Genomic DNA, 20,217 nt, shown 5'->3' with positions numbered 1-20,217 from the left:
TCCCCGCGACCGGCGGCCCCGCCCGAGCCACGGCCGAGCTGGTGCGTGCGTGCGCCGGCACGGTCGCCGCGATGGCGTTCCTGATGGAGCTCTCGTTCCTTCCCGGGCGCGCGACCGTCGGCGACGTACCCGTGACCTCCCTCGCGGTCGTCTGACCGTGCGGCTGGACCAATAGACTCTGTGCATGAGTGAGGAACGGGCCAGCGACCGGCCGGTTCCCGCGCGCCCGATCGAGGTCCCGGCGACCACCAGCGACACCGTCGTGGGCGGTCGCGGCATGCGCGCGCGGCTCGCCCGGATGGGCACCCGCACCTCGACGTCCAACCCGGTGCTCGAGCCGCTGTTCCGCGCGGTCCGCGCCAACCACCCGAAGGCAGACCTCGCGCTGCTGGAGCGGGCCTACACCACCGCCGAGCGCCTGCACGGCACCCAGATGCGCAAGAGCGGCGACCCCTACATCACCCACCCGCTCGCGGTGACCACGATCCTCGCCGGCATCGGCATGACCGAGCCGACGCTGGTGGCCGCCCTTCTCCACGACACCGTCGAGGACACGCCGTACACCTTGGAGCAGTGCCGCCAGGAGTTCGGCGACGAGGTCGCCCGGCTCGTCGACGGCGTCACCAAGCTCGACAAGGTCGTCTACGGCGACTCGGCCCAGGCCGAGACCATCCGCAAGATGATCGTTGCGATGTCGCGCGACATCCGGGTACTCGTGATCAAGCTCGCCGACCGGCTCCACAACATGCGCACGCTGCGCTACGTCCCGCAGAAGAGCCAGGAGCGCACGGCCCGCGAGACGCTCGACATCTACGCGCCGCTGGCCCACCGGCTCGGCATGAACACGATCAAGTGGGAGCTCGAGGACCTGGCGTTCGCGACCCTGCACCCGAAGATCTACGACGAGATCGTGCGGATGGTGGCCGAGCGCGCGCCGTCGCGCGACCAGTTCCTCGCCGAGGTGATCACCCAGGTCGAGAAGGACCTGCGCGAGGCCAAGATCAAGGCGACGGTCACCGGCCGCCCGAAGCACTACTACTCGATCTACCAGAAGATGATCGTCGGCGGCCGCGACTTCTCCGACATCTACGACCTGGTCGGCATCCGGATCCTGGTCGAGGAGGACCGCGACTGCTACGGCGTGCTCGGCGTGCTGCACTCGCGGTGGAACCCGGTGCTCGGCCGGTTCAAGGACTACGTCGCGATGCCGAAGTTCAACATGTACCAGTCGCTCCACACCTCGGTCATCGGGCCGCAGGGCAAGCCGGTGGAGATGCAGATCCGCACGTTCGGGATGCACCGCCGCGCGGAGTACGGCGTCGCGGCCCACTGGAAGTACAAGGAGGACGGTCGCGTCGGCGCCGACACCGACAAGCGGGGCGACATCGACGACATGAGCTGGGTCCGCCAGCTCCTGGACTGGCAGAGCGAGGTCGACGACCCGGGGGAGTTCCTCGAGTCGCTGCGGTTCGAGATCAACCAGACCGAGACCTACGTCTTCACGCCGCGCGGCGACGTCATCGCCCTGCCGTCGGGCTCGACGCCGGTCGACTTCGCCTACGCCGTCCACACCGAGGTCGGGCACCACACCATCGGCTCCCGGGTCAACGGGCGCCTGGTCCCGCTGGAGTCGACTCTCGAGAACGGCGACGTGGTCGAGGTCTTCACGTCCAAGTCGCCGACGGCCGGTCCGTCCCGCGACTGGCTGAACTTCGTCAAGTCCCAGCGCGCCCGCTCGAAGATCAAGCAGTGGTTCACGAAGGAGCGGCGCGAGGAGGCGATCGACCACGGCAAGGACGAGATCGCCAAGCTGATGCGCAAGGAGGGGCTGCCCCTCAAGCGCCTGCTGACGCACGAGTCGCTCAACCAGGTCGCCGAGCACTTCCGGCTCGCCGACGTGACCGCGCTCTACGCGGCCGTGGGGGAGGGCAACCTCGGCGCCCAGGCCGTCGTACGCCGAGTCATCGAGATGCACGGCGGCGACGAGGGCGCGCAGGAGGACCTCGCCGAGGCGGTCACCATCACGGGTCGCCGCAGCCGTCCCCGGCGGCTCGCGCCCGGCACCGACGCGGGTGTCGTGGTCAAGGGCGCCGCCGACGTGTGGGTGAAGCTCGCGAAGTGCTGTACGCCGGTCCCGCCGGACTCGATCCTCGGGTTCGTCACCAAGGGCGGCGGGGTATCGGTGCACCGCACCGACTGCACCAACGCCGCGAACCTGATGGGGCAGCCGGAGAAGCTGCTCGAGGTCGAGTGGGCACCGACCGGTCAGACGACCTTCCTGGTCAACATCCAGGTCGAGGCGCTCGACCGCTCACGCCTGCTGTCCGACATCACCATGGTGCTGTCCGACGCCCACGTGAACATCCTGTCGGCCAACCTCACCACCACCCGCGACCGGGTCGCCAAGACCCGCTTCACCTTCGAGATGGCCGACGCCAAGCACCTCGACACGGTCCTCAAGAACGTCCGCAGCATCCCCGGCGTCTTCGACGCCTACCGCGTCACCCAGTAGTTCGGGGCGGGTGGGCGCCTGGCGCAGGAATCCCCGGTCGACCGGGGATTCCTGCACATGTCGGTCATCGCAACGGCCGACAAGCGCCAGTTGGCCCCGTCCAGTCAGCGGTTCACGCTCCCATCCACAGGTTCGCCGGACCGTAGTTTGAGCAGGTGCCCTCGTCGGGCAGCCAACCCGGCATGCATCTGTCGCCCGTGGATCTGCGCCTCACCCCGATCTGGCTTCGCCTGGAATTGCTTGCGGCGGGGGAGTCTGATCGAAGCCTTGCCCGGGCGCTCAAGGCGGGCACGGTCGAGAGGCCCCGGCGTGGCGCTTATGTGGACGGCCCGGCTTGGCGATCCATGTCCCCGGAGCAGCAGTACGCCGTCCGCTCGCGGGCTGCCTATCGCCAGGCGCGGACCAACGTCTTCATCAGTCACACATCAGCGGTGCCGCTGCTGGACGGACCGCTGTGGGGCTTCGACCTCGGGGATGCCCACCTCACTCGCTTCGATGGGAGGACAGGACGGCGAGAGGCCGGTATCCAGCAACATCGCGGCGCCGTCGCGGAGGGGGACGTCGTGACCGCCCACGGTCTCCAGATCAGCTCGCCGCTCCGCACCGCTCTCGAGGTCACAACGGTCGGGTCTGTCGAAGCCTCACTCGTCGTCGCCAATCACTTCCTGCATCGCGCCGACTTCACGCCCGAGCAGCTTCGAACCCGGTACGACGATTCCATCGCTCGTTGGCCGTTCTCGCTCAAGTGCGAGCTCGTGATCAAGCTGGCGGACCCGCGTATCGAGTCGCCTGGTGAAAGCCGCACCTTCTACTTCTTGTGGAAGCACCAGTTTCCCCTCCCCGAACCCCAGTACGAGGTCTTCGACAACGGTCGCCTGGTTGCACGGCTGGACTTCGCCTACCCCGCGCTCGGGATCTGGATCGAGTTCGACGGCAAGGTCAAGTACCAGCGTCGCCGGACCGCCGAGGATGACGAGGAGGACGTCACGCGGATCGTGCTCCGTGAGAAGCGCCGTGAGGAGCGGATCGCGGAGATCACCGGTTGGCGATGCCTGCGAGTGACCTGGTTCGACTTGGCCAACCCGGAGCGTCTCGTTGCCCGGCTGCGGAACCTCATCGAGTCCGTGGCCCGGTCTCGGCGTACCGCCTGAGTGCCCCAGCTATCCCAGCATTCACACCGGACGGGCAATCCTGGCACTTGTTGGGCATTGCAGTGGCCGACAAGCGCAGGAATCCCCGGTCGACCGGGGATTCCTGCAGGAGGCCCCACCACCCCCAACAGGTCAGCGGTAGTCGGCAGACGCCCGCTTGGCCATCTCGAGGAAGGACCGGCGGCCTTCGAGGTTCTCCTCGAGCTCCTTGATCCGCTTGGCGTCGCCAGCAGCGCGGGCCTTCTCGAGCTTCGCCTGGGCCTCGGCGATGGCGGTCTCGAGCTTGACGACCATGTCGTCGGCGCGGGCCGACTTCTCGGGGTCGGTACGGCGCCACTGCTCGTCCTCGACCTTGCGGATCGCCTGCTCGACCACGCGCATGCGGCCCTCGAGGTCCTTGATCCGGTCGCGGGGGACCTTGCCGGCCTCATCCCACCGGTCGGCGATGTCCCGGAAGCTGCGCTTGATGGCGTCGAGGTCGCCCGAGCCGTCCTTGAGTGCCGGCAGCAGGGCCTCGGCCTCGACGATCAGCTGCTCCTTGACGACCGCATTGGCGGCGAACTCGGCGTCGAGCGCGGCATTGGCCTCGTCCCGGGCACCGAAGAAGGTGTCCTGCGCGCCGCGGAAGCGCTTCCAGAGCTCGTCGTCGACGCCCTTGGGCGCCGGGCCGGCGGCCTTCCACTGGCGCATCAGGTCGCGGTAGGCGCCGGCGGTCGGACCCCACTCTGTGGAGCCGACGAGGCTCTCGGCCTCCTTGACCAACCGCTCCTTCACGACCCGCGCGGCGTCGCGCTTCTCGTCCTGCTCCGCGAAGTGCGCCTTGCGGGCCTTGGTGTAGGCGGACCGGGCCGAGGAGAACCGCTTCCACAGGGCGTCGTCGGCCGCCTTCTCGATCCGCGGCAGCTGCTTCCACTGGTCGAGCAGCTCGCGCAGCCGGTTGGCGCCGTTCTTCCAGTCCCGCCCCTGCGCGATGGCCTCCGCCTCGGCGGCGAGCTTCTCCTTCTGCTCCTTCGCCTCGACGGACTTGCGCGCCTTCTCTGCGCGCCGCGCCTCGCGCTGGGTGGCGATCACCGGCCCCAGCTCGTCGAGGCGGGCGCTCAGCCCGGCGAGGTCGCCGACGGCGTGGGCGTCGACGAGCTGCGCCCGCACGATGCGTACGGCGTTCGCGGCCTCGTCCGGCGACAGCACCCCTGAGTTGACCCGCTTGTGCAGCAGGTCGACCTCGAGCGCCAGCGCGTCGTACCGCCGCGTGTAGAAGGCCATCGCCTCCTCAGGCGACGCATCAGGCATCTGTCCCACCGGCCGCTCGCCGTCGGCGGTCTTCACGTAGACAGTGCCGTCGTCGTCGACGCGGCCGAACTCGCTGGCAGTCACAATGGGCAATGCTAAGGGAGAGGGCTCCGGCCGATAGGCTGGGTCGATGCTGATCGCCGGCTTCCCCGCAGGGCCCTGGGGCACGAACTGCTACGTCGCGGCCACCGCCGCGGGTGCGGAGTGCGTCGTGATCGACCCGGGGAAGGACGCCGCCGCCGGTGTCGCCGAGGTGATCCGCGAGCACAAGCTGAAGCCGGTGGCGGTCCTGGTCACCCACGGTCACATCGACCACATGTGGAGCGTCGCACCCGTCGCCGGCACCTACGACGCGACCGCGTGGATCCACCCGCGCGACCGCCATCTGCTGAGCGATCCCCTCGGCGGCATGTCCCGCGAGTCCGCGGCGATGCTGCTCGGCATGCCCGACGGCTCCTTCTCGTTCGCCGAGCCCGACGACGTCCGCGAGCTGGCGGACGGTCTCGACCTCGAGCTGGCCGGCCTGCGGTTCGTCGTCGACCACACGCCCGGGCACACCGAGGGGTCGGTGACGTTCCGCACGCCGTACGACCAGGCAGACATCAGCGAGGTGATGTTCTCGGGCGACCTGCTGTTCGAGGGGTCGATCGGCCGCACCGACCTGCCCGGTGGTGACCACCCGACGATGCTGCGCAGCCTGCGCGACAAGGTGCTCACCCTCGCCGACGACGTCGTGGTGCTGCCCGGCCACGGCGGACAGACGTCCATCGGTCGCGAGCGCGCGACCAACCCCTTCCTGCTGGAGCTCCTGGATGACCCCGACTTCTCGGGGAGCCCCGCCGGACGAGTCACCCGAGGAATGTGAGTTGAGCAAGCCGGCGCCGCTCAGCGGCTTCCCCGAGTTCCTGCCTGCGCAGCGGGTGGTCGAGCAGCACGTCATCGCGACCCTCGCGACGACCTTCGAGCTGCACGGCTTCGCCAGCGTCGAGACCCGTGCGGTCGAGCCGCTGGACCAGCTGCTGCGGAAGGGCGAGACCTCCAAGGAGGTCTACGTCCTCCGCCGCCTGCAGGAGGCGGAGGGCGGCAAGGACTCGGGGATCGGTCTCCACTTCGACCTGACCGTCCCGTTCGCCCGCTACGTCCTCGAGCACGCCGGCAAGCTCGAGTTCCCGTTCCGCCGCTACCAGATCCAGAAGGTGTGGCGCGGCGAGCGGCCGCAGGAGGGCAGGTTCCGCGAGTTCCTCCAGGCCGACATCGACATCGTCGGCCGCGACGAGCTCCCGTTCCACCACGACGTCGAGGTCACCCGGGTGATGCTCGACGCGCTCGGCAGGCTCGCCAACCCCGGCTCGATCGGCCTGCCCGGCTTCCGGCTGCAGGTCAACAACCGCAAGCTGATCCAGGGCTTCTACCTCGGCATCGGCGCGTCCGACGTCGACGAGGTGATGCGGCTGGTCGACAAGCTCGACAAGCTGTCGCCCGAGCAGGTCGCCGGCCAGCTGGTCGCGGAGGCCGGGTTGACGTCCGCCCAGGCCGAGCAGTGCCTCGCGCTCGCCGCCATCCGCGCCGCCGACGACTCCTTCGTCGCGCAGGTCCGCGCTCTCGGCGTCGAGCACCCGCTGCTCGACGAGGGCCTCGACGAGCTCGCCCAGCTGCTGCGCGGCACCGCGGGCCTGTCGACCGACCAGGTCCGGATCGAGGCGGACCTCTCGATCGCCCGCGGCCTGGACTACTACACCGGCACCGTGTTCGAGACCCGGCTCGACGGGTTCGAGTCGCTCGGTTCGATCTGCTCGGGGGGCCGGTACGACGCGCTCGCCAGCGACGGGCGGACGACGTACCCCGGCGTGGGCATCTCGCTCGGCGTCAGCCGGGTGCTGGTGCCGCTCATTCATCGTGGACTGGTGACCGCTGACCGGTCGGTGCCGAGCGCCGTCCTCGTGGCCGTCAGCGACGAGGAGTCGCGCGGCGCCAGCGACGCTGTCGCCACCGCGTTGCGGGCCCGCGGCATCCCGTGCGAGGTCGCCCCTTCCGCGGCGAAGTTCGGCAAGCAGATCCGTCACGCCGACCGACGCGGCATCCCCTACGTGTGGTTCTCGACCACGGACGCCGACGGCGTCATCCAGCACGAGGTCAAGGACATCCGCAGCGGAAACCAGGTGCCGGCCGAGCCGGCGACCTGGGAGCCTCCTGCCGAGGACCTGCGACCGACCATCCGGGTCTCGACCGACCCGACCAACGAAACGGAGACAGACCAGTGATCCGCACCCACGACGCCGGCGCCCTGCGCGCTGAGCACGTCGGCCAGACCGTGACCCTCGCCGGCTGGGTGGCCAACCGGCGCGATCACGGCGGGGTTGCGTTCATCGACCTGCGCGAGGCCAGCGGCATCGTCCAGGTGGTCATCCGCGACGAGGCGGTCGCGCACGCCCTGCGCTCGGAGTACTGCCTCAAGGTGACCGGCGAGGTCACCGCCCGCAAGGCGGGCAACGAGAACCCCAACCTGCCCACGGGTGCGATCGAGGTCGTCGCCCTGCCCGGACAGGCGGGCGTCGAGGTGCTATCGGCGTCGGCGGCCCTGCCGTTCCCCATCAGCGACCACGTCGACGTGGGGGAGGAGGTCCGGCTCAAGCACCGCTACCTCGACCTCCGCCGGACGACGCCCGGCGCCGCCCTCCGACTCCGCAGCAAGGTCAACCAGGCCGCCCGCGCGGTCCTCGACGCGCACGACTTCGTCGAGATCGAGACCCCCACGCTGACCCGCAGCACCCCCGAGGGTGCTCGCGACTTCCTGGTGCCGGCCCGCCTGCAGCCCGGGAGCTGGTACGCCCTGCCGCAGAGCCCCCAGCTCTTCAAGCAGCTGCTCATGGTCGCCGGCATGGAGCGCTACTACCAGATCGCGCGCTGCTACCGCGACGAGGACTTCCGCGCCGACCGCCAGCCCGAGTTCACCCAGCTCGACGTCGAGATGAGCTTCGTCGAGCAGGACGACGTGCTCGCGCTCTCGGAGGAGATCCTCGCGGCCCTGTGGCAGCTGATCGGTCATGAGATCCCGCGCCCGATCCCGCGGATCACCTTCGCCGACGCGATGGCCCGCTACGGCTCCGACAAGCCCGACCTGCGGATGGGCCAGGAGCTCGTCGAGTGCACGGACTACTTCAAGGACACGCCGTTCCGCGTCTTCCAGGCCCCGTACGTCGGTGCCGTGGTGATGCCCGGCGGTGCCGGCCAGCCCCGCAAGCAGCTCGACGCCTGGCAGGAGTGGGCCAAGCAGCGCGGGGCCCGTGGCCTCGCCTACGTGCTGGTCCAGGAGGACGGCGAGCTGGGCGGCCCGGTCGCCAAGAACCTGTCCGACGAGGAGAGGGCCGGCCTCGCTGCACACGTGGGCGCCCAACCCGGTGACTGCGTCTTCTTCGCCGCCGGTGCCGTCAAGTCCAGCCGGGCGCTGCTCGGCGCCGCCCGACTCGAGATCGGCCGCCGCTGCGGCCTGATCGACGAGAGCGCCTGGAGCTTCGTCTGGGTCGTCGACGCCCCGCTGCTCGAGCCCGCGTCGGACGCGACCGCCGCCGGCGACGTCGCCGTGGGCCAGGGGGAGTGGACCGCGGTCCACCACGCCTTCACCAGCCCGCAGGACCCCGACGCCTTCGACCAGGACCCCGGCAACGCCCTGGCCTGGGCCTACGACATCGTCTGCAACGGCAACGAGATCGGCGGCGGCTCGATCCGTATCCACCGCGAGGACATCCAGAAGCGGGTGTTCGCGCTGATGGGCATCGGCGAGGAGGAGGCGCAGGAGAAGTTCGGCTTCCTCCTCGAGGCTTTCAAGTACGGCGCGCCGCCGCACGGCGGGATCGCGTTCGGCTGGGACCGGATCAGCGCCCTGCTCGCGGGCGCCGACTCGATCCGCGAGGTGATCGCGTTCCCGAAGTCCGGCGGCGGCTACGACCCGCTCACGGCGGCGCCCGCTCCCATCACTCCCGAACAGCGTAAGGAGGCCGGGGTCGACGCCCTTCCTGCGAAGGATGTCGAGTCCGAGGCCTGACTCAGGGGAAGCCCTCCAGTGGTCGGGCCGTTCGGCCGGAAGCGGCTACCGTGACCACATCGTTACCGCACGGTGATCCCCATCACTGTCGCGCTCGCCTAGAGTCTCGGACGGCGCCCATCGGGAGCGCCGGGGAACGGCTGGGTGCCGGACCTCAATTCCGTGGCCTCCGGGCCGAGCGAGGTGAGCATGTCGGACCCCAGCGCGGGCATCCAGGTCGCCGAGAAGCTGCACGATGGTGCGACCGACGATGAAACCCGAGGGGATGAGTTCGCCGGCCGTTCGCCGTTGCGGATCGCGCTGACCCGGCTCCGTCGCGACAAGGTCGCGGTGGTCTGCTTCGCGGTGGTGATGTTCTTCGTCTTCGTCGCGGTCTTCGCGCCGCTGCTGGCCAAGATGTTCGGCGTCTCGCTCGACACCGTCTCGGTGTGCGAGGTCGTGGAGTGCAACTACGCCTCTCCCGACGCGGGCCTCCCCAAGGCCGGGCCTCCCGCGCACGGCTTCGACCCGGAGCACCCGTTCGGCATCAACCCGCGCACCGGGTCGGACAACCTGGCGCACTGGCTCTACGGCTGCCGCACGTCGCTGATGATCGCGGGCGCGGCCACCCTGGCCGCCTCCATCGTCGGCGTCCTGATGGGCCTGATCGCCGGGTTCATGGGCGGCATCGTCGACAAGGTCCTGTCGTTCATCATCGACTTCTTCCTGACCATCCCGTTCCTGCTCGCCGCGCTGGCGATCGCGCCGATCATCAACGAACGGTTCGCGGCGTCCGACAACTATCCGACGATCCAGAAGGTCTCGTTGATCGGGGTGCTCGCGGTCTTCGGCTGGATGGGGGTGGCCCGACTCGTCCGCGGCGAGGTGCTCTCGCTGCGCGAGCGCGAGTTCGTCCACGCCGCGCGGGTCATCGGCATGCCGACCCGGCGGATCCTGTTCCGCGAACTGCTGCCCAACCTGGTCGCCCCGATCGTGGTGGCCGTCTCCCTCATGCTGCCGGCGTTCGTCGCACTCGAGGCGGGCCTGGCCTTCCTCGGCATCGGCGTCACCGACGGCGCTTCCTGGGGCCAGACGATCCTCAAGGCGACGCCGTACTGGGACAGCTACCCGCTGTTCCTCATCGAGCCGATGGTCGGCGTGGTCCTCCTCGTGCTCTCCCTCAACCTCCTCGGCGACGCCATCCGCGACGCCCTGGACCCCAAGACCCGTCGCTAGGCGGACACAGATGTCGCTCCCGTGACTTTCGGGCGCGCAACCAGAGAAAGAAAGGCTGGAACATGAGACGGAGCAAGGCGCTGGCCACACTGGCCACGAGTGCCGTGTTGGTCTCCCTCGCCGCATGCGGCGGGAGCGACGGCAACGAGGGCGAGGGTGAGGGCGGCGAGTTCGAAGACGCCGCCGAGACCATCGACAAGGATCCCGACCGTCAGGGTCCGGCTCCGGAGGTCGAGGGGGCGACCGAGGGTGGAACCATCACGGTCTACCTGCCCGACGACCCGGGCCCGGAGGACCTCGACCCCACCAACGGCTGGTCGGTGACCGGCAACTCGATCCAGCAGGCACTGACTCACCGCTCGCTCACGCAGTACGCGCGTGACAACGAGTCCGGCGAGATGGTGCTCGTGCCGGACCTGGCCGAGGACCTCGGTCAGCCGAACGAGGACTTCACCGAGTGGACCTTCACGATCCGTGAGGACGCCACCTGGGAGACCGGTGCTCCGATCACCGCCGAAGAGGTCGCGTGGGGCATCGAGCGCTCGCTCGACTCCGACGCGTTCCCGTCCGGTCCCGGCACCGAGTACTCCAAGCACTTCTTCGCAGGTGCGGCCGACTACGCCGGTCCCTACACCGACAAGGGCAAGGAGTACGACGCGATCTCGTTCGACAACGACGCGCGTACGGTCACCATCCAGATGGAGACCCCCTTCCCCGACATGGACTACTGGGGTGCGTTCATGGCCATGGGCCCGGCGCCTCTCGGTGACGAGTCCCAGCCGCCCGAGTACGGCGCCATGCCGCTCTCGAACGGCCCCTACAAGGTCGAGTCGTTCCGCCCGAGCGAGGAGCTCGTGCTGGTTCGCAACGACGAGTGGATCGCCGAGTCGGACCCGGCCCGCCACCAGTACGCCGACCAGTGGGTCTTCAAGTTCTCCGAGGACTCCACCCAGGTCGACGAGTTGATCCTGAGCGGCAACGACGAGTCGCAGACCGCGCTGTCGACCGGCATCAACTCCGAGAACTACACCGACCTGCGGTCGGCCCTCGGCGACCGTCTGGTGCAGCAGTCCGCCCAGTGCACCAGCTTCTGGGCTCCTGACTACACCAAGATCACCGAGATCGAGGTCCGCAAGGCACTCGCGTACGCCTACCCGTACGAGAGCGTGTGGCAGGCGTCGGGCGAGGTTCCCGGCGTGACCCGGGTCCCGGCGAACTCGGTGATGCCTCCGGGCATGGCCGGCAAGTCGGACTACCAGGTCGACGGTGAGCAGATCACCACTGACCCGGAGAAGGCCAAGGAGCTGCTTGCCGAGGCCGGTTACGAGCCCGGTGAGTACGAGATCACCATGGTCTACAACGAGGGCACCCCGACCACCGAGGCGGCGCAGGAGCAGATCGAGAAGGGTCTGACCGACGCCGGCTTCAAGGTGAAGGGCATCCCGATCCCGATCGAGACCTCGCTGTACACGATCTGGACCGACCCGGACAACCGGATCAACAAGACGCTGAACCTCCGTGGCGTCAACTGGTGCTCCGACTGGCCGTCCGGCCTGACCATGCTCCCGTCCCTGCTCCGCACGGGCGCGACCTACAACACGGCGTTCTTCTCCGAGGAGGAGATCGACGCTGAGTTCGAGGCCATCCCGCTTCTCCCGCTCGAGGAGCAGCCGGACGCCTGGGGTGCGCTCGACGAGCGCATCGCGACCGAGTACTACCCGATCATCCCGACCGCGTTCCGCAACGACCTCTTCACCTTCGGTGAGAAGATCGGGAACCCGACGGGTGACGGCGCGCTCGGCGCACCCAACTACAAGGATCTCTTCGTCGCTGAGTGATCCTGGTGCCGGGTCGGCCCGTACGGGCTGACCCGGCCACCGCCCCCGGTGGGGGTCCCGGACCCCGGGGCCCCCACCGGTACGCCGGTCGTCTTGTGCGACCTCCCTGACCGACACCTCGGAGGAACTGTGTTCGCCTACCTTGTGAAGCGAGTCCTGTCGGGCATCGTGGTGCTCTTCCTGGTCTCGCTGAGCATCTTCCTCCTCTTCTGGTTCGGGCCCAGCGAGCCCGCGCAGTCGATCTGCGACCGCGAGACCAGCAACCGGTGCACGCCCGAGCGGCTCGAGGTGTTCCGCGAGACGCTGGGCTTCAACAACCCGTGGTACCAGGAGTACGGCACCTTCATCGACGGCGTCTTCACCGGCCGCGAGATCAAGTTCAGCAAGAACACGAAGGTCTACGACTGCGAGGCCCCGTGCCTCGGCATCTCCTACCGGACCAAGCAGGACGTCTTCGACGAGATGAAGACGCGCATGCCCGCGACCCTGTCGGTCGCGCTCGGCGGCGCCACGCTCTACCTCCTCCTCGGCATACCCATCGGCGTCGCCGCAGCCAAACGAAGAGGCACGCTCGCGGACAAGGCCCTGGTCTCCTCGTTCCTCGCCATCAGTTCGATCCCGTACTACCTGTTCGCGCTCTTGGCATGGCTCTTCGTCACCATCAACCTCCAAGTGCCCGTCATCTCCGACACGGGCTACTTCCCGATCACCGACAACCCAGGGAAGTGGGCCAGCGGGATGCTGCTGGCGTGGATCGCGCTCGGCATCTTCGGCTGCACGCAGTACACGCGTTATTCCCGCGGTTCCATGGTCGAGGTCCTGAGCGAGGACTACATCCGCACGGCGAAGGCCAAGGGACTCCCCAACCGCACCGTGATCTACAAGCACGGCCTGCGGTCCGCGCTGGTCCCGGTCGTCACGATCTTCGGTATCGACTTCGGCACGCTGCTGGCCGGCACCATCTTCACCGAACGCATCTTCGACATCGAGGGGATCGGGCTCTGGGGCCTCGAGGCGGTCTACCAGAAGGACCTTCCGGTGGTCTCTGCCACTGCGCTCTTCGGCGCCGCGATCCTGATCACCAGCAACCTGATCGTCGACGTGATCTACAGCGTCCTCGACCCACGGGTGCGACTCTCGTGAGCGCGGCCGAACCGATGACCGCGCCCACCGCTGCGCCCGAAGGAGGTTCCGTGGACGACCCGCTGCTGGTGGTCGAGGACCTGACCGTCCAGTTCCCGACCGAGGACGGCGTGGTCACCGCGGTGTCCAACCTCAGCTACCAGGTCGAGCTCGGCAAGACCCTCGGCATCGTGGGTGAGTCGGGCTCGGGCAAGTCCGTCTCGAGCATGGCCGTGCTCGGTCTGCACGACGCCCGGTCCGCCCGCATCACCGGATCGATCCGGGTGCGCGGCACCGAGGTCGTCGGCATGTCGGAGGCCAAGCTCCGCAAGCTGCGCGGCAACGAGATCGCGATGATCTTCCAGGACGCACTGGCCGCGCTGCACCCGTTCTACCGGGTGGGCGGACAGCTCGCCGAGGCCTACCGCGTGCACCACCCCAGCGCCAGCAAGCGCGACGCCCGACGCAAGGCGATCGAGATGCTGGACCGGGTCGGGATCCCGAAGCCGGACCGTCGGGTCGACGACTTCCCCCACCAGTTCTCGGGCGGCATGCGGCAGCGCGCCATGATCGCGATGGGGCTGATCAACGACCCGTCGCTGCTGATCGCCGACGAGCCGACGACCGCGCTCGACGTGACGGTGCAGGCCCAGATCCTCGACCTGCTGCAGGACCTCCAGCGCGAGTTCAACTCCGCCGTCATCATCATCACCCACGACCTCGGGGTGATCGCGGAGATGGCCGACGACGTACTGGTGATGTACGCCGGCCGCGCGGTCGAGTACGGCCCGTGCAAGGAGATCATGGTCCACCCGGAGATGCCCTACACGTGGGGGCTGCTCTCGAGCGTCCCGGACGTCACCTCCGACACGAGCGCGCGGATGATCCCGATTCCCGGCAACCCGCCCAGCCTGTTGTCACCGCCGACCGGTTGCGCCTTCCACCCGCGCTGCGTTCACCGCGACAAGGTGCCGGGCGACCTGTGCTCGACCACGCTGCCCGAGCTGATCCCCGGCGGACGCGGCCCCCAGCACCTGAAGCGCTGCCACCTGTCGAACTCCGACGCGATCTACGAGGCCGAGGTCCTGCCCGAGATCGCTCCTGACCTGGTTGAGGAGCCGTGATGGCGAGCATGAGTCCCGAGCAGGGGTCGGGGGACATGGCGGCCTACCAGGCGACCGACACCCCCGAGCCCGAGAGCGACGTGCCGTCGTTCGCGGACGTGGCCGAGCACGGGCACGCGGCGAGCGAGCTCGACCCGGACGCGGAGCCGGTCCTGACCGTCGAGAACCTCCGGATGTACTTCCCGGTGAGGTCGCCGGGGCTGATCCGTCGCAAGATCGGTGACGTGCAGGCCGTCGACGGCATCTCCTTCGAGGTGCCGAAGGGGGGCTCCCTCGGCCTGGTGGGCGAGTCCGGCTGCGGCAAGTCGACGACCGGACGCCTGATCACCCGGCTGTACAAGCCGACCGGCGGCTCGATGCAGTTCGAGGGCGTCGACCTGGCCAAGCTCTCCAACCGGGAGCTCAAGCCGCTGCGCCGCAACGTGCAGATGATCTTCCAGGATCCCTACACCTCGTTGAACCCGCGCCAGACCGTCGGTGCGATCGTCAGCGCCCCGCTACAGGTTCACAACATCCTGCCCCGCAACCAGATCAAGCGTCGGGTGCAGGAGCTGCTCGAGGTCGTGGGACTCAGCCCCGAGCACTACAACCGCTACCCGAACGAGTTCTCCGGCGGGCAGCGGCAGCGCATCGGCATCGCGCGGGCGCTCACGCTCAACCCGAAGCTGCTGGTGGCGGACGAGCCGGTGTCGGCGCTCGACGTGTCCATCCAGGCGCAGGTCATCAACCTGCTGCAGGACATCCAGCAGGAGTTCGGCGTCGCGTTCCTCTTCATCGCCCACGACTTGGCGGTGGTCCGGCACTTCTGTCCCGAGGTGGCGGTGATGTACCTCGGCAAGATCGTCGAGATCGGCGACCGCGACAGCATCTACTCCAACGCCCACCACCCCTACACGCAGGCGCTGCTCTCGGCCGTGCCCGACGTGAAGCAGGCGGTGACCGGCGAACGCCGCGAGCGGATCCGCCTCACCGGCGACGTGCCGAGCCCGATCGACCCGCCGTCGGGCTGCCGGTTCCGTACCCGCTGCCCGATCGCCCAGGAGATCTGCGCCCGGCACGAACCGCCGTTGCTCCAGATCGGCAAGCGTCACAAGGTGGCCTGCCACTTCCCCGGACGACTGGGCGAGCACCCGCGGGAGCCGTTCACGGCCAGGCTGCTCGGCGTGGATGCCGAGGGTCAGCCGGACCCCGGCTCGAGCCCGGCAACGGACCTGGTCGAGCAGCCCGGCTACGCCGACACCTGGTTCGACCTGGATGCAAAGACCATCGGCCGCGCCTGAGGGGTGCCAGCGGCGCTTGGTTAGGCTCGGCGGGTGAGTGAGCCCGGGCTGTTCGACGCCCCCGAAGCCGGTCGCCCGGCTGCGACCGGCGGGTCGCTGAGCGACTCGGTCCACGTGGCCGCGCCGCTCGCCGTACGGATGCGTCCGCGCGACCTCGACGAGCTCGTCGGCCAGCCTCAGCTGCGCGCGCCCGGGTCCCCGCTGCGCCAGCTGGTCGAGGGGGACCAGGCGATGTCGCTGCTGCTGTGGGGACCGCCCGGCACCGGCAAGACGACGATCGCCTCGATCCTCAGCCGGCAGACGGACCGTCGGTTCGTCGAGGTCTCGGCCGTCTCGGCCGGCGTGAAGGAGGTACGTGCGGCCATCGATGCCGCGCGGGCCACCCTGGTCGGGGCCGGGCGCGAGACGGTGCTGTTCGTCGACGAGGTCCACCGATTCAGCAAGGCGCAGCAGGACGCGCTGCTGCCCGGCGTCGAGAACAGGTGGGTCACGCTGGTCGCGGCCACCACCGAGAACCCGTCCTTCAGCGTGATCTCGCCGCTGCTCTCCCGCAGCCTGCTGCTCCGGCTCGAGTCGCTGACCGACGACGACATCCGCGAGGTGGTCGAGCGGGCGGTGGCCGACGAACGCGGGCTGGCCGGGCGGTTCGACCTCGACGACGACGCCCGCGACCACATCGTGCGCCTGGCCGGAGGCGACGCCCGCCGCTCCCTGACCTACCTGGAGGCCGCGGCCGGTGCGGCGAGCCTCGCCGGTGCCGAGCGGATCACGCTGGAGACGGCCGAGACGGCGGCCGACCAGGCCGCCGTCCGCTACGACCGTGACGGCGACCAGCACTACGACGTGATCAGCGCCTTCATCAAGTCGGTCCGCGGCTCCGACGCCGACGCTGCGGTGCACTACCTGGCGCGGATGCTGGAGGCGGGGGAGGACCCGCGGTTCATCGCGCGGCGGCTGATGATCCTGGCGAGCGAGGACATCGGGCTCGCCGACCCGACCGCGCTGCCGACCGCGGTCGCCGCGGCCCAGACCGTGCAGCTGATCGGGATGCCCGAGGCCCAGCTCACGCTCGCCCACGCGACGATCGCGCTGGCAGTGGCGCCGAAGTCCAACGCGGTCACGACCGCGATCGGCGCCGCGGTCGCGGACGTCCGGGCGGGCAAGATCGGCACCGTGCCGCCGCACCTGCGCGACGCGCACTACTCCGGGGCCGCCAAGCTCGGCCACGGCACGTCGTACGTCTACGCCCACGACGAGCCGTTCGGCGTCGCCGAGCAGCAGTACGCGCCGGACGTCGTCGCCGACGCCGAGTACTACCTCCCGACCGAGCACGGCGCCGAGGCGGCGGTGAAGCAGCGCTGGGAGCGGGTCCGGAGGATCATCCGCGGTCACCAGTCCTGAACGGTGCCGATAGGCTTGGCTCCCATGACGAGCGCGCTGGTGGTCCCGGGATGGTTGGCCTTCCTCACCGTGCTCCTGGTCGTCGGTCTGCTCGCTGCGCTCGGGTGGCTGGCTGCCGAGCTGCGACGCGTTCGGGAGCAGGGTGACGAGGTGCTGTCGAACGCTGCGGCCGACGTCGACGCCCTGCGCGAGGAGCTCGACCTGCTCCAGGCGCGGCTGATGGAGGAGGCCGAGCAGCTGGACGAGGCTCGCCGGACCCTCCGGCTCGCCGACCTGACGATCGTCGACGACAAGGACTACGTCATCACCCAGCTCGGCCAGCGCAAGGCGACGGGCCCGATGGCGCTCGTCCCGACCGTGCCCGGTCCGATGTTCGTCGACATCCTGCTGCGCGAGAGCCTGGTGCGCACCGCGTCGATCGCTGCGGGGCTCCGCCGCGCGCTGGCACCGGAGGTGCGCAACCGGATCCGCTTCGAGATGAAGCGTGAGGTGAAGCGCTCGCGCAAGCAGCGCAAGATCGACACCAAGCAGGCGCGGCGCGAGTGGGAGGCGCGGCAACGGGCGTCGATGACCGGCCCGACCGCCTCGGAGATGCCCGGATGACGCGGCCGGCGGTGCCACCCGTGAGGCAGGCGTGAGGCACCCGTGAGGCGTGGCTTCTGGTTCGCTGCGGGCGCGGCCGCCGGTGTCTACGGGATGGTGAAGGCACGTCGGGTGGCAGAGGCGTTCACCGCCGACGGCCTGCGCGACCGGGCGAGCGCCGCCTCGGTGGGCGCCCGGATGTTCCGCGACGAGTTCCACCAGGGGATGGCGGACGCCGAGGTCGCCCTCCGCGACCGATATGAGGTCGCGGCGGCCCGGCACCGGGAGCTAACGTCCGGCACCCGACCCGGGCATGGCCCCGAGCCCTCCGCGATCGAAGGATCCGAACCTCCGAAAGGCGACAACTGATGGACAGCGGCTTGAGCACTGCGGAGATCCGCGCTCGGTTCCTGGCGCACTTCGAGGCGGCCGGGCACACCGCGGTGCCGTCGGCGTCGCTGCTGCTCGACGACCCGAACCTGCTGTTCGTGAACGCAGGGATGGTGCCGTTCAAGCCCTACTTCCTGGGTCAGGAGACGCCGCCCTACCGGCGCGCCACCAGCGTCCAGAAGTGCATCCGGACCCCTGACATCGAAGATGTCGGCAAGACCACCCGGCACGGCACCTTCTTCGAGATGTGCGGCAACTTCTCCTTCGGCGACTACTTCAAGGAAGGCGCGATCGAGCTGGCGTGGGACCTGGTCACCAAGTCGGTCGCCGACGGCGGGTTCGGCCTCGACGAGAGCCGGCTGTGGCCGTCGATCCTGCACGGCGACGACGAGGCGCTCGAGTACTGGATGAAGGTCACGGGCCTTCCGGCCGAGCGGATCGTCAAGCTCGGCAAGCGCGAGAACTACTGGTCGATGGGCGTGCCCGGCCCGGGCGGCCCGTGCTCGGAGATCCTGTACGACCGCGGTCCGTCGTACGGCCCGGACGGCGAGTTCGCGACCACCGAGCGGCTGGCCATGCCCACCGAGCTCGAGGACCGCTACCTCGAGATCTGGAACCTGGTCTTCATGCAGGACGAGCTCTCGGCCGTCCGCAGCAAGGAGGACTTCGACATCGCGGGGTCGTTGCCGAAGAAGAACATCGACACCGGCATGGGCCTCGAGCGGGTCGCCTTCCTGCTGCAGGACAAGCAGAACATGTACGAGATCGACGTGATGTACCCCGTCATCGAGAAGGCCGAGCAGCTCACCGGCAAGAAGTACGGCGCCAACCACGCCGACGACGTGCGGTTCCGGGTCATCGCCGACCACATCCGCTCCTCGATGATGCTCATCAACGACGGTGTCACCCCGGGCAACGAAGGTCGCGGCTACGTCCTGCGGCGGCTGGCCAGGCGCGTCGTCCGCTCGGTGCGACTGCTCGGCTACGACGACCCGTGCCTGCCCGAGCTGATGCCCGTCAGCCGCGACAAGATGGGCGAGACCTACACCGACCTGCTCACCAACTGGGAGCGGATCTCGACGGTCGCCTACGCCGAGGAGGACGCGTTCCGCGCCACCCTCAAGTCGGGCACCAGCATCTTCGACGTCGCCGCCGGCGAGGTGAAGAAGTCGGGTGGAACGGTGTTCTCGGGCGACCGGGCGTTCCAGCTGCACGACACCTACGGCTTCCCGATCGACCTGACCCTCGAGATGGCGGCCGAGCAGGGCCTGCAGGTCGACGAGGAGGGCTTCCGACGGCTCATGAACGAGCAGCGGGAGCGCGCGAAGGCGGACGCCAAGGCCAAGAAGGGCGCGCACCGCAACACCGACTCGTACCGCCAGATCGCCGACGGGATGGGCGGGGCGGTCGAGTTCACCGGCTACGACACGATCGTCGACGAGGGCACCGTCCGCGGCATCGTCGCCGGCGGCAGCGTGGTCGGGGCCGCGCACGAGGGCGATGAGGTCGAGCTGGTGCTCGACCGGACGCCGTTCTACGCCGAGGGCGGCGGCCAGCTCGCCGACCAGGGCGTGATCGAGCTCGCCAACGGGGCCGTGCTCGAGGTGCGCGACGTGCAGTCCCCGATCGCCGGCCTCGTGGTGCACAAGGTGAAGGTGCTGTCGGGCGAGGTCGCCGCGGGGGTCGCCGCCCAGGCCAAGGTCGACACCGAGCGCCGGCTCGCGATCTCCCGGTCGCACACCGCGACCCACATGGTGCACAAGGCCTTCCGGGAGGCGCTCGGCGAGACGGCGACCCAGGCCGGCTCCGAGAACTCGCCCGGCCGGTTCCGCTTCGACTTCTCGGCCACCGGATCGGTGCCGGCGTCGGTGATGGCCGACGTCGAGGCGCGGGTCAACGCCGTGGTCCTCGACGACCTCGCGGTCCACGCCGAGGTGATGAGCCAGAAGGAGGCCGTGGCGTCGGGCGCGATGGCCCTCTTCGGCGAGAAGTACGGCGACAAGGTGCGGGTCGTGTCCGTCGGCGAGTGGGCCCGCGAGCTGTGCGGCGGCACCCACGCCCAGAGCTCGGGCCGGCTCGGCGTGATCAAGCTCCTCGGTGAGGCGTCGATCGGCTCCGGCGTGCGCCGGGTCGAGGCGCTCGTCGGCACCGACGCCTACCAGTTCCTCGCGCGCGAGCACGTGCTCGTCGCACAGCTCGCCGAGACGCTCAAGGCCCGGCCGGAGGACCTGCCCGAGCGGGTCAACGACCTGGTCGAGAAGCTGCGGACC

At 69.5% G+C, this 20,217-nt stretch carries 15 protein-coding genes; 14 read left to right on the top strand and 1 reads right to left on the bottom strand.

Annotated elements, in window-relative coordinates:
* Nucleotides 1–277: 277 nt before the first annotated feature.
* Nucleotides 278–2,512, top strand: a complete 2,235-nt coding sequence (locus H0488_RS12575) for a RelA/SpoT family protein (RefSeq protein ID WP_183099623.1) — start codon at nt 278–280, stop codon at nt 2,510–2,512.
* A gap of 155 nt (nt 2,513–2,667) precedes the next feature.
* On the top strand, nt 2,668–3,663 hold the full coding sequence (locus H0488_RS12570; protein WP_183099617.1) for a type IV toxin-antitoxin system AbiEi family antitoxin domain-containing protein: 996 nt from the start codon (nt 2,668–2,670) through the stop codon (nt 3,661–3,663).
* A 132-nt stretch (nt 3,664–3,795) separates the two neighbouring features.
* Here H0488_RS12570 and H0488_RS12565 read toward each other — a convergent pair whose 3' ends face one another.
* On the bottom strand, nt 3,796–5,037 hold the full coding sequence (locus tag H0488_RS12565; RefSeq protein ID WP_312856314.1) for a DUF349 domain-containing protein: 1,242 nt from the start codon (nt 5,035–5,037) through the stop codon (nt 3,796–3,798).
* Nucleotides 5,038–5,083: 46 nt separating this feature from the next.
* Here H0488_RS12565 and H0488_RS12560 point away from each other — a divergent pair, with 46 nt between their 5' ends.
* From H0488_RS12560 to alaS, 12 genes are all read left to right on the top strand, one after another.
* Nucleotides 5,084–5,818: an MBL fold metallo-hydrolase gene (locus H0488_RS12560; protein WP_183099616.1), complete on the top strand. Its 735-nt coding sequence runs from the start codon at nt 5,084–5,086 to the stop codon at nt 5,816–5,818.
* A 1-nt stretch (nt 5,819) separates the two neighbouring features.
* Complete coding sequence (hisS, locus tag H0488_RS12555) at nt 5,820–7,214, top strand: histidine--tRNA ligase (protein ID WP_183099615.1); 1,395 nt, start codon at nt 5,820–5,822, stop codon at nt 7,212–7,214.
* On the top strand, nt 7,211–8,995 hold the full coding sequence (gene aspS, locus H0488_RS12550) for an aspartate--tRNA ligase (RefSeq protein ID WP_183099614.1): 1,785 nt from the start codon (nt 7,211–7,213) through the stop codon (nt 8,993–8,995). The genes hisS and aspS overlap by 4 nt, the downstream gene beginning before the upstream one ends.
* 189 nt (nt 8,996–9,184) lie before the next feature.
* Nucleotides 9,185–10,210 (top strand): ABC transporter permease, encoded by a 1,026-nt coding sequence (locus H0488_RS12545; RefSeq protein ID WP_220794522.1) that lies wholly within the window; start codon nt 9,185–9,187, stop codon nt 10,208–10,210.
* A 62-nt stretch (nt 10,211–10,272) separates the two neighbouring features.
* Entirely contained in the window at nt 10,273–12,048 is a 1,776-nt protein-coding gene (locus H0488_RS12540) for an ABC transporter substrate-binding protein (protein ID WP_183099613.1), read from the top strand.
* A gap of 129 nt (nt 12,049–12,177) precedes the next feature.
* Nucleotides 12,178–13,191: an ABC transporter permease gene (locus H0488_RS12535; protein WP_183099612.1), complete on the top strand. Its 1,014-nt coding sequence runs from the start codon at nt 12,178–12,180 to the stop codon at nt 13,189–13,191.
* Between the two features lie 14 nt (nt 13,192–13,205).
* Nucleotides 13,206–14,294, top strand: a complete 1,089-nt coding sequence (locus H0488_RS12530) for an ABC transporter ATP-binding protein (protein ID WP_183099611.1) — start codon at nt 13,206–13,208, stop codon at nt 14,292–14,294.
* Nucleotides 14,295–14,467: 173 nt separating this feature from the next.
* Entirely contained in the window at nt 14,468–15,574 is a 1,107-nt protein-coding gene (locus H0488_RS12525; RefSeq protein ID WP_376768468.1) for an ABC transporter ATP-binding protein, read from the top strand.
* A 33-nt stretch (nt 15,575–15,607) separates the two neighbouring features.
* A complete protein-coding gene (locus H0488_RS12520; protein WP_312856312.1) occupies nt 15,608–16,975 on the top strand; it encodes a replication-associated recombination protein A in 1,368 nt (455 codons plus the stop codon).
* A gap of 24 nt (nt 16,976–16,999) precedes the next feature.
* Nucleotides 17,000–17,578: a hypothetical protein gene (locus tag H0488_RS12515; RefSeq protein ID WP_183099610.1), complete on the top strand. Its 579-nt coding sequence runs from the start codon at nt 17,000–17,002 to the stop codon at nt 17,576–17,578.
* 42 nt (nt 17,579–17,620) lie between these two features.
* Nucleotides 17,621–17,926, top strand: coding sequence for a DUF6167 family protein (locus H0488_RS12510; RefSeq protein WP_183099609.1), 306 nt, complete (start codon nt 17,621–17,623; stop codon nt 17,924–17,926).
* Nucleotides 17,926–20,217, top strand: a 2,292-nt coding sequence (gene alaS, locus H0488_RS12505; RefSeq protein ID WP_246371996.1) for an alanine--tRNA ligase, incomplete at its 3' end; no start/stop codon positions are given. The genes H0488_RS12510 and alaS, both read left to right, overlap by 1 nt.

Source organism: Nocardioides pelophilus (assembly GCF_014180685.1).
Taxonomy (GTDB): Bacteria; Actinomycetota; Actinomycetes; order Propionibacteriales; family Nocardioidaceae; genus Nocardioides; species Nocardioides pelophilus.
This window is presented reverse-complemented; position numbering and strand designations above follow the sequence as displayed.

Bases quoted from the DNA above. Each gene is read 5' to 3' on its own strand.
- H0488_RS12575 (WP_183099623.1), top strand. From the start codon at position 278: ATGCGCGCGCGGCTCGCCCGGATGGGCACCCGCACCTCGACGTCCAAC.
- H0488_RS12560 (WP_183099616.1), top strand. From the start codon at position 5,084: ATGCTGATCGCCGGCTTCCCCGCAGGGCCCTGGGGCACGAACTGCTAC.
- H0488_RS12545 (WP_220794522.1), top strand. From the start codon at position 9,185: ATGTCGGACCCCAGCGCGGGCATCCAGGTCGCCGAGAAGCTGCACGAT.
- H0488_RS12540 (WP_183099613.1), top strand. From the start codon at position 10,273: ATGAGACGGAGCAAGGCGCTGGCCACACTGGCCACGAGTGCCGTGTTG.
- H0488_RS12530 (WP_183099611.1), top strand. From the start codon at position 13,206: ATGACCGCGCCCACCGCTGCGCCCGAAGGAGGTTCCGTGGACGACCCG.
- H0488_RS12525 (WP_376768468.1), top strand. From the start codon at position 14,468: ATGTACTTCCCGGTGAGGTCGCCGGGGCTGATCCGTCGCAAGATCGGT.
- H0488_RS12515 (WP_183099610.1), top strand. From the start codon at position 17,000: ATGACGAGCGCGCTGGTGGTCCCGGGATGGTTGGCCTTCCTCACCGTG.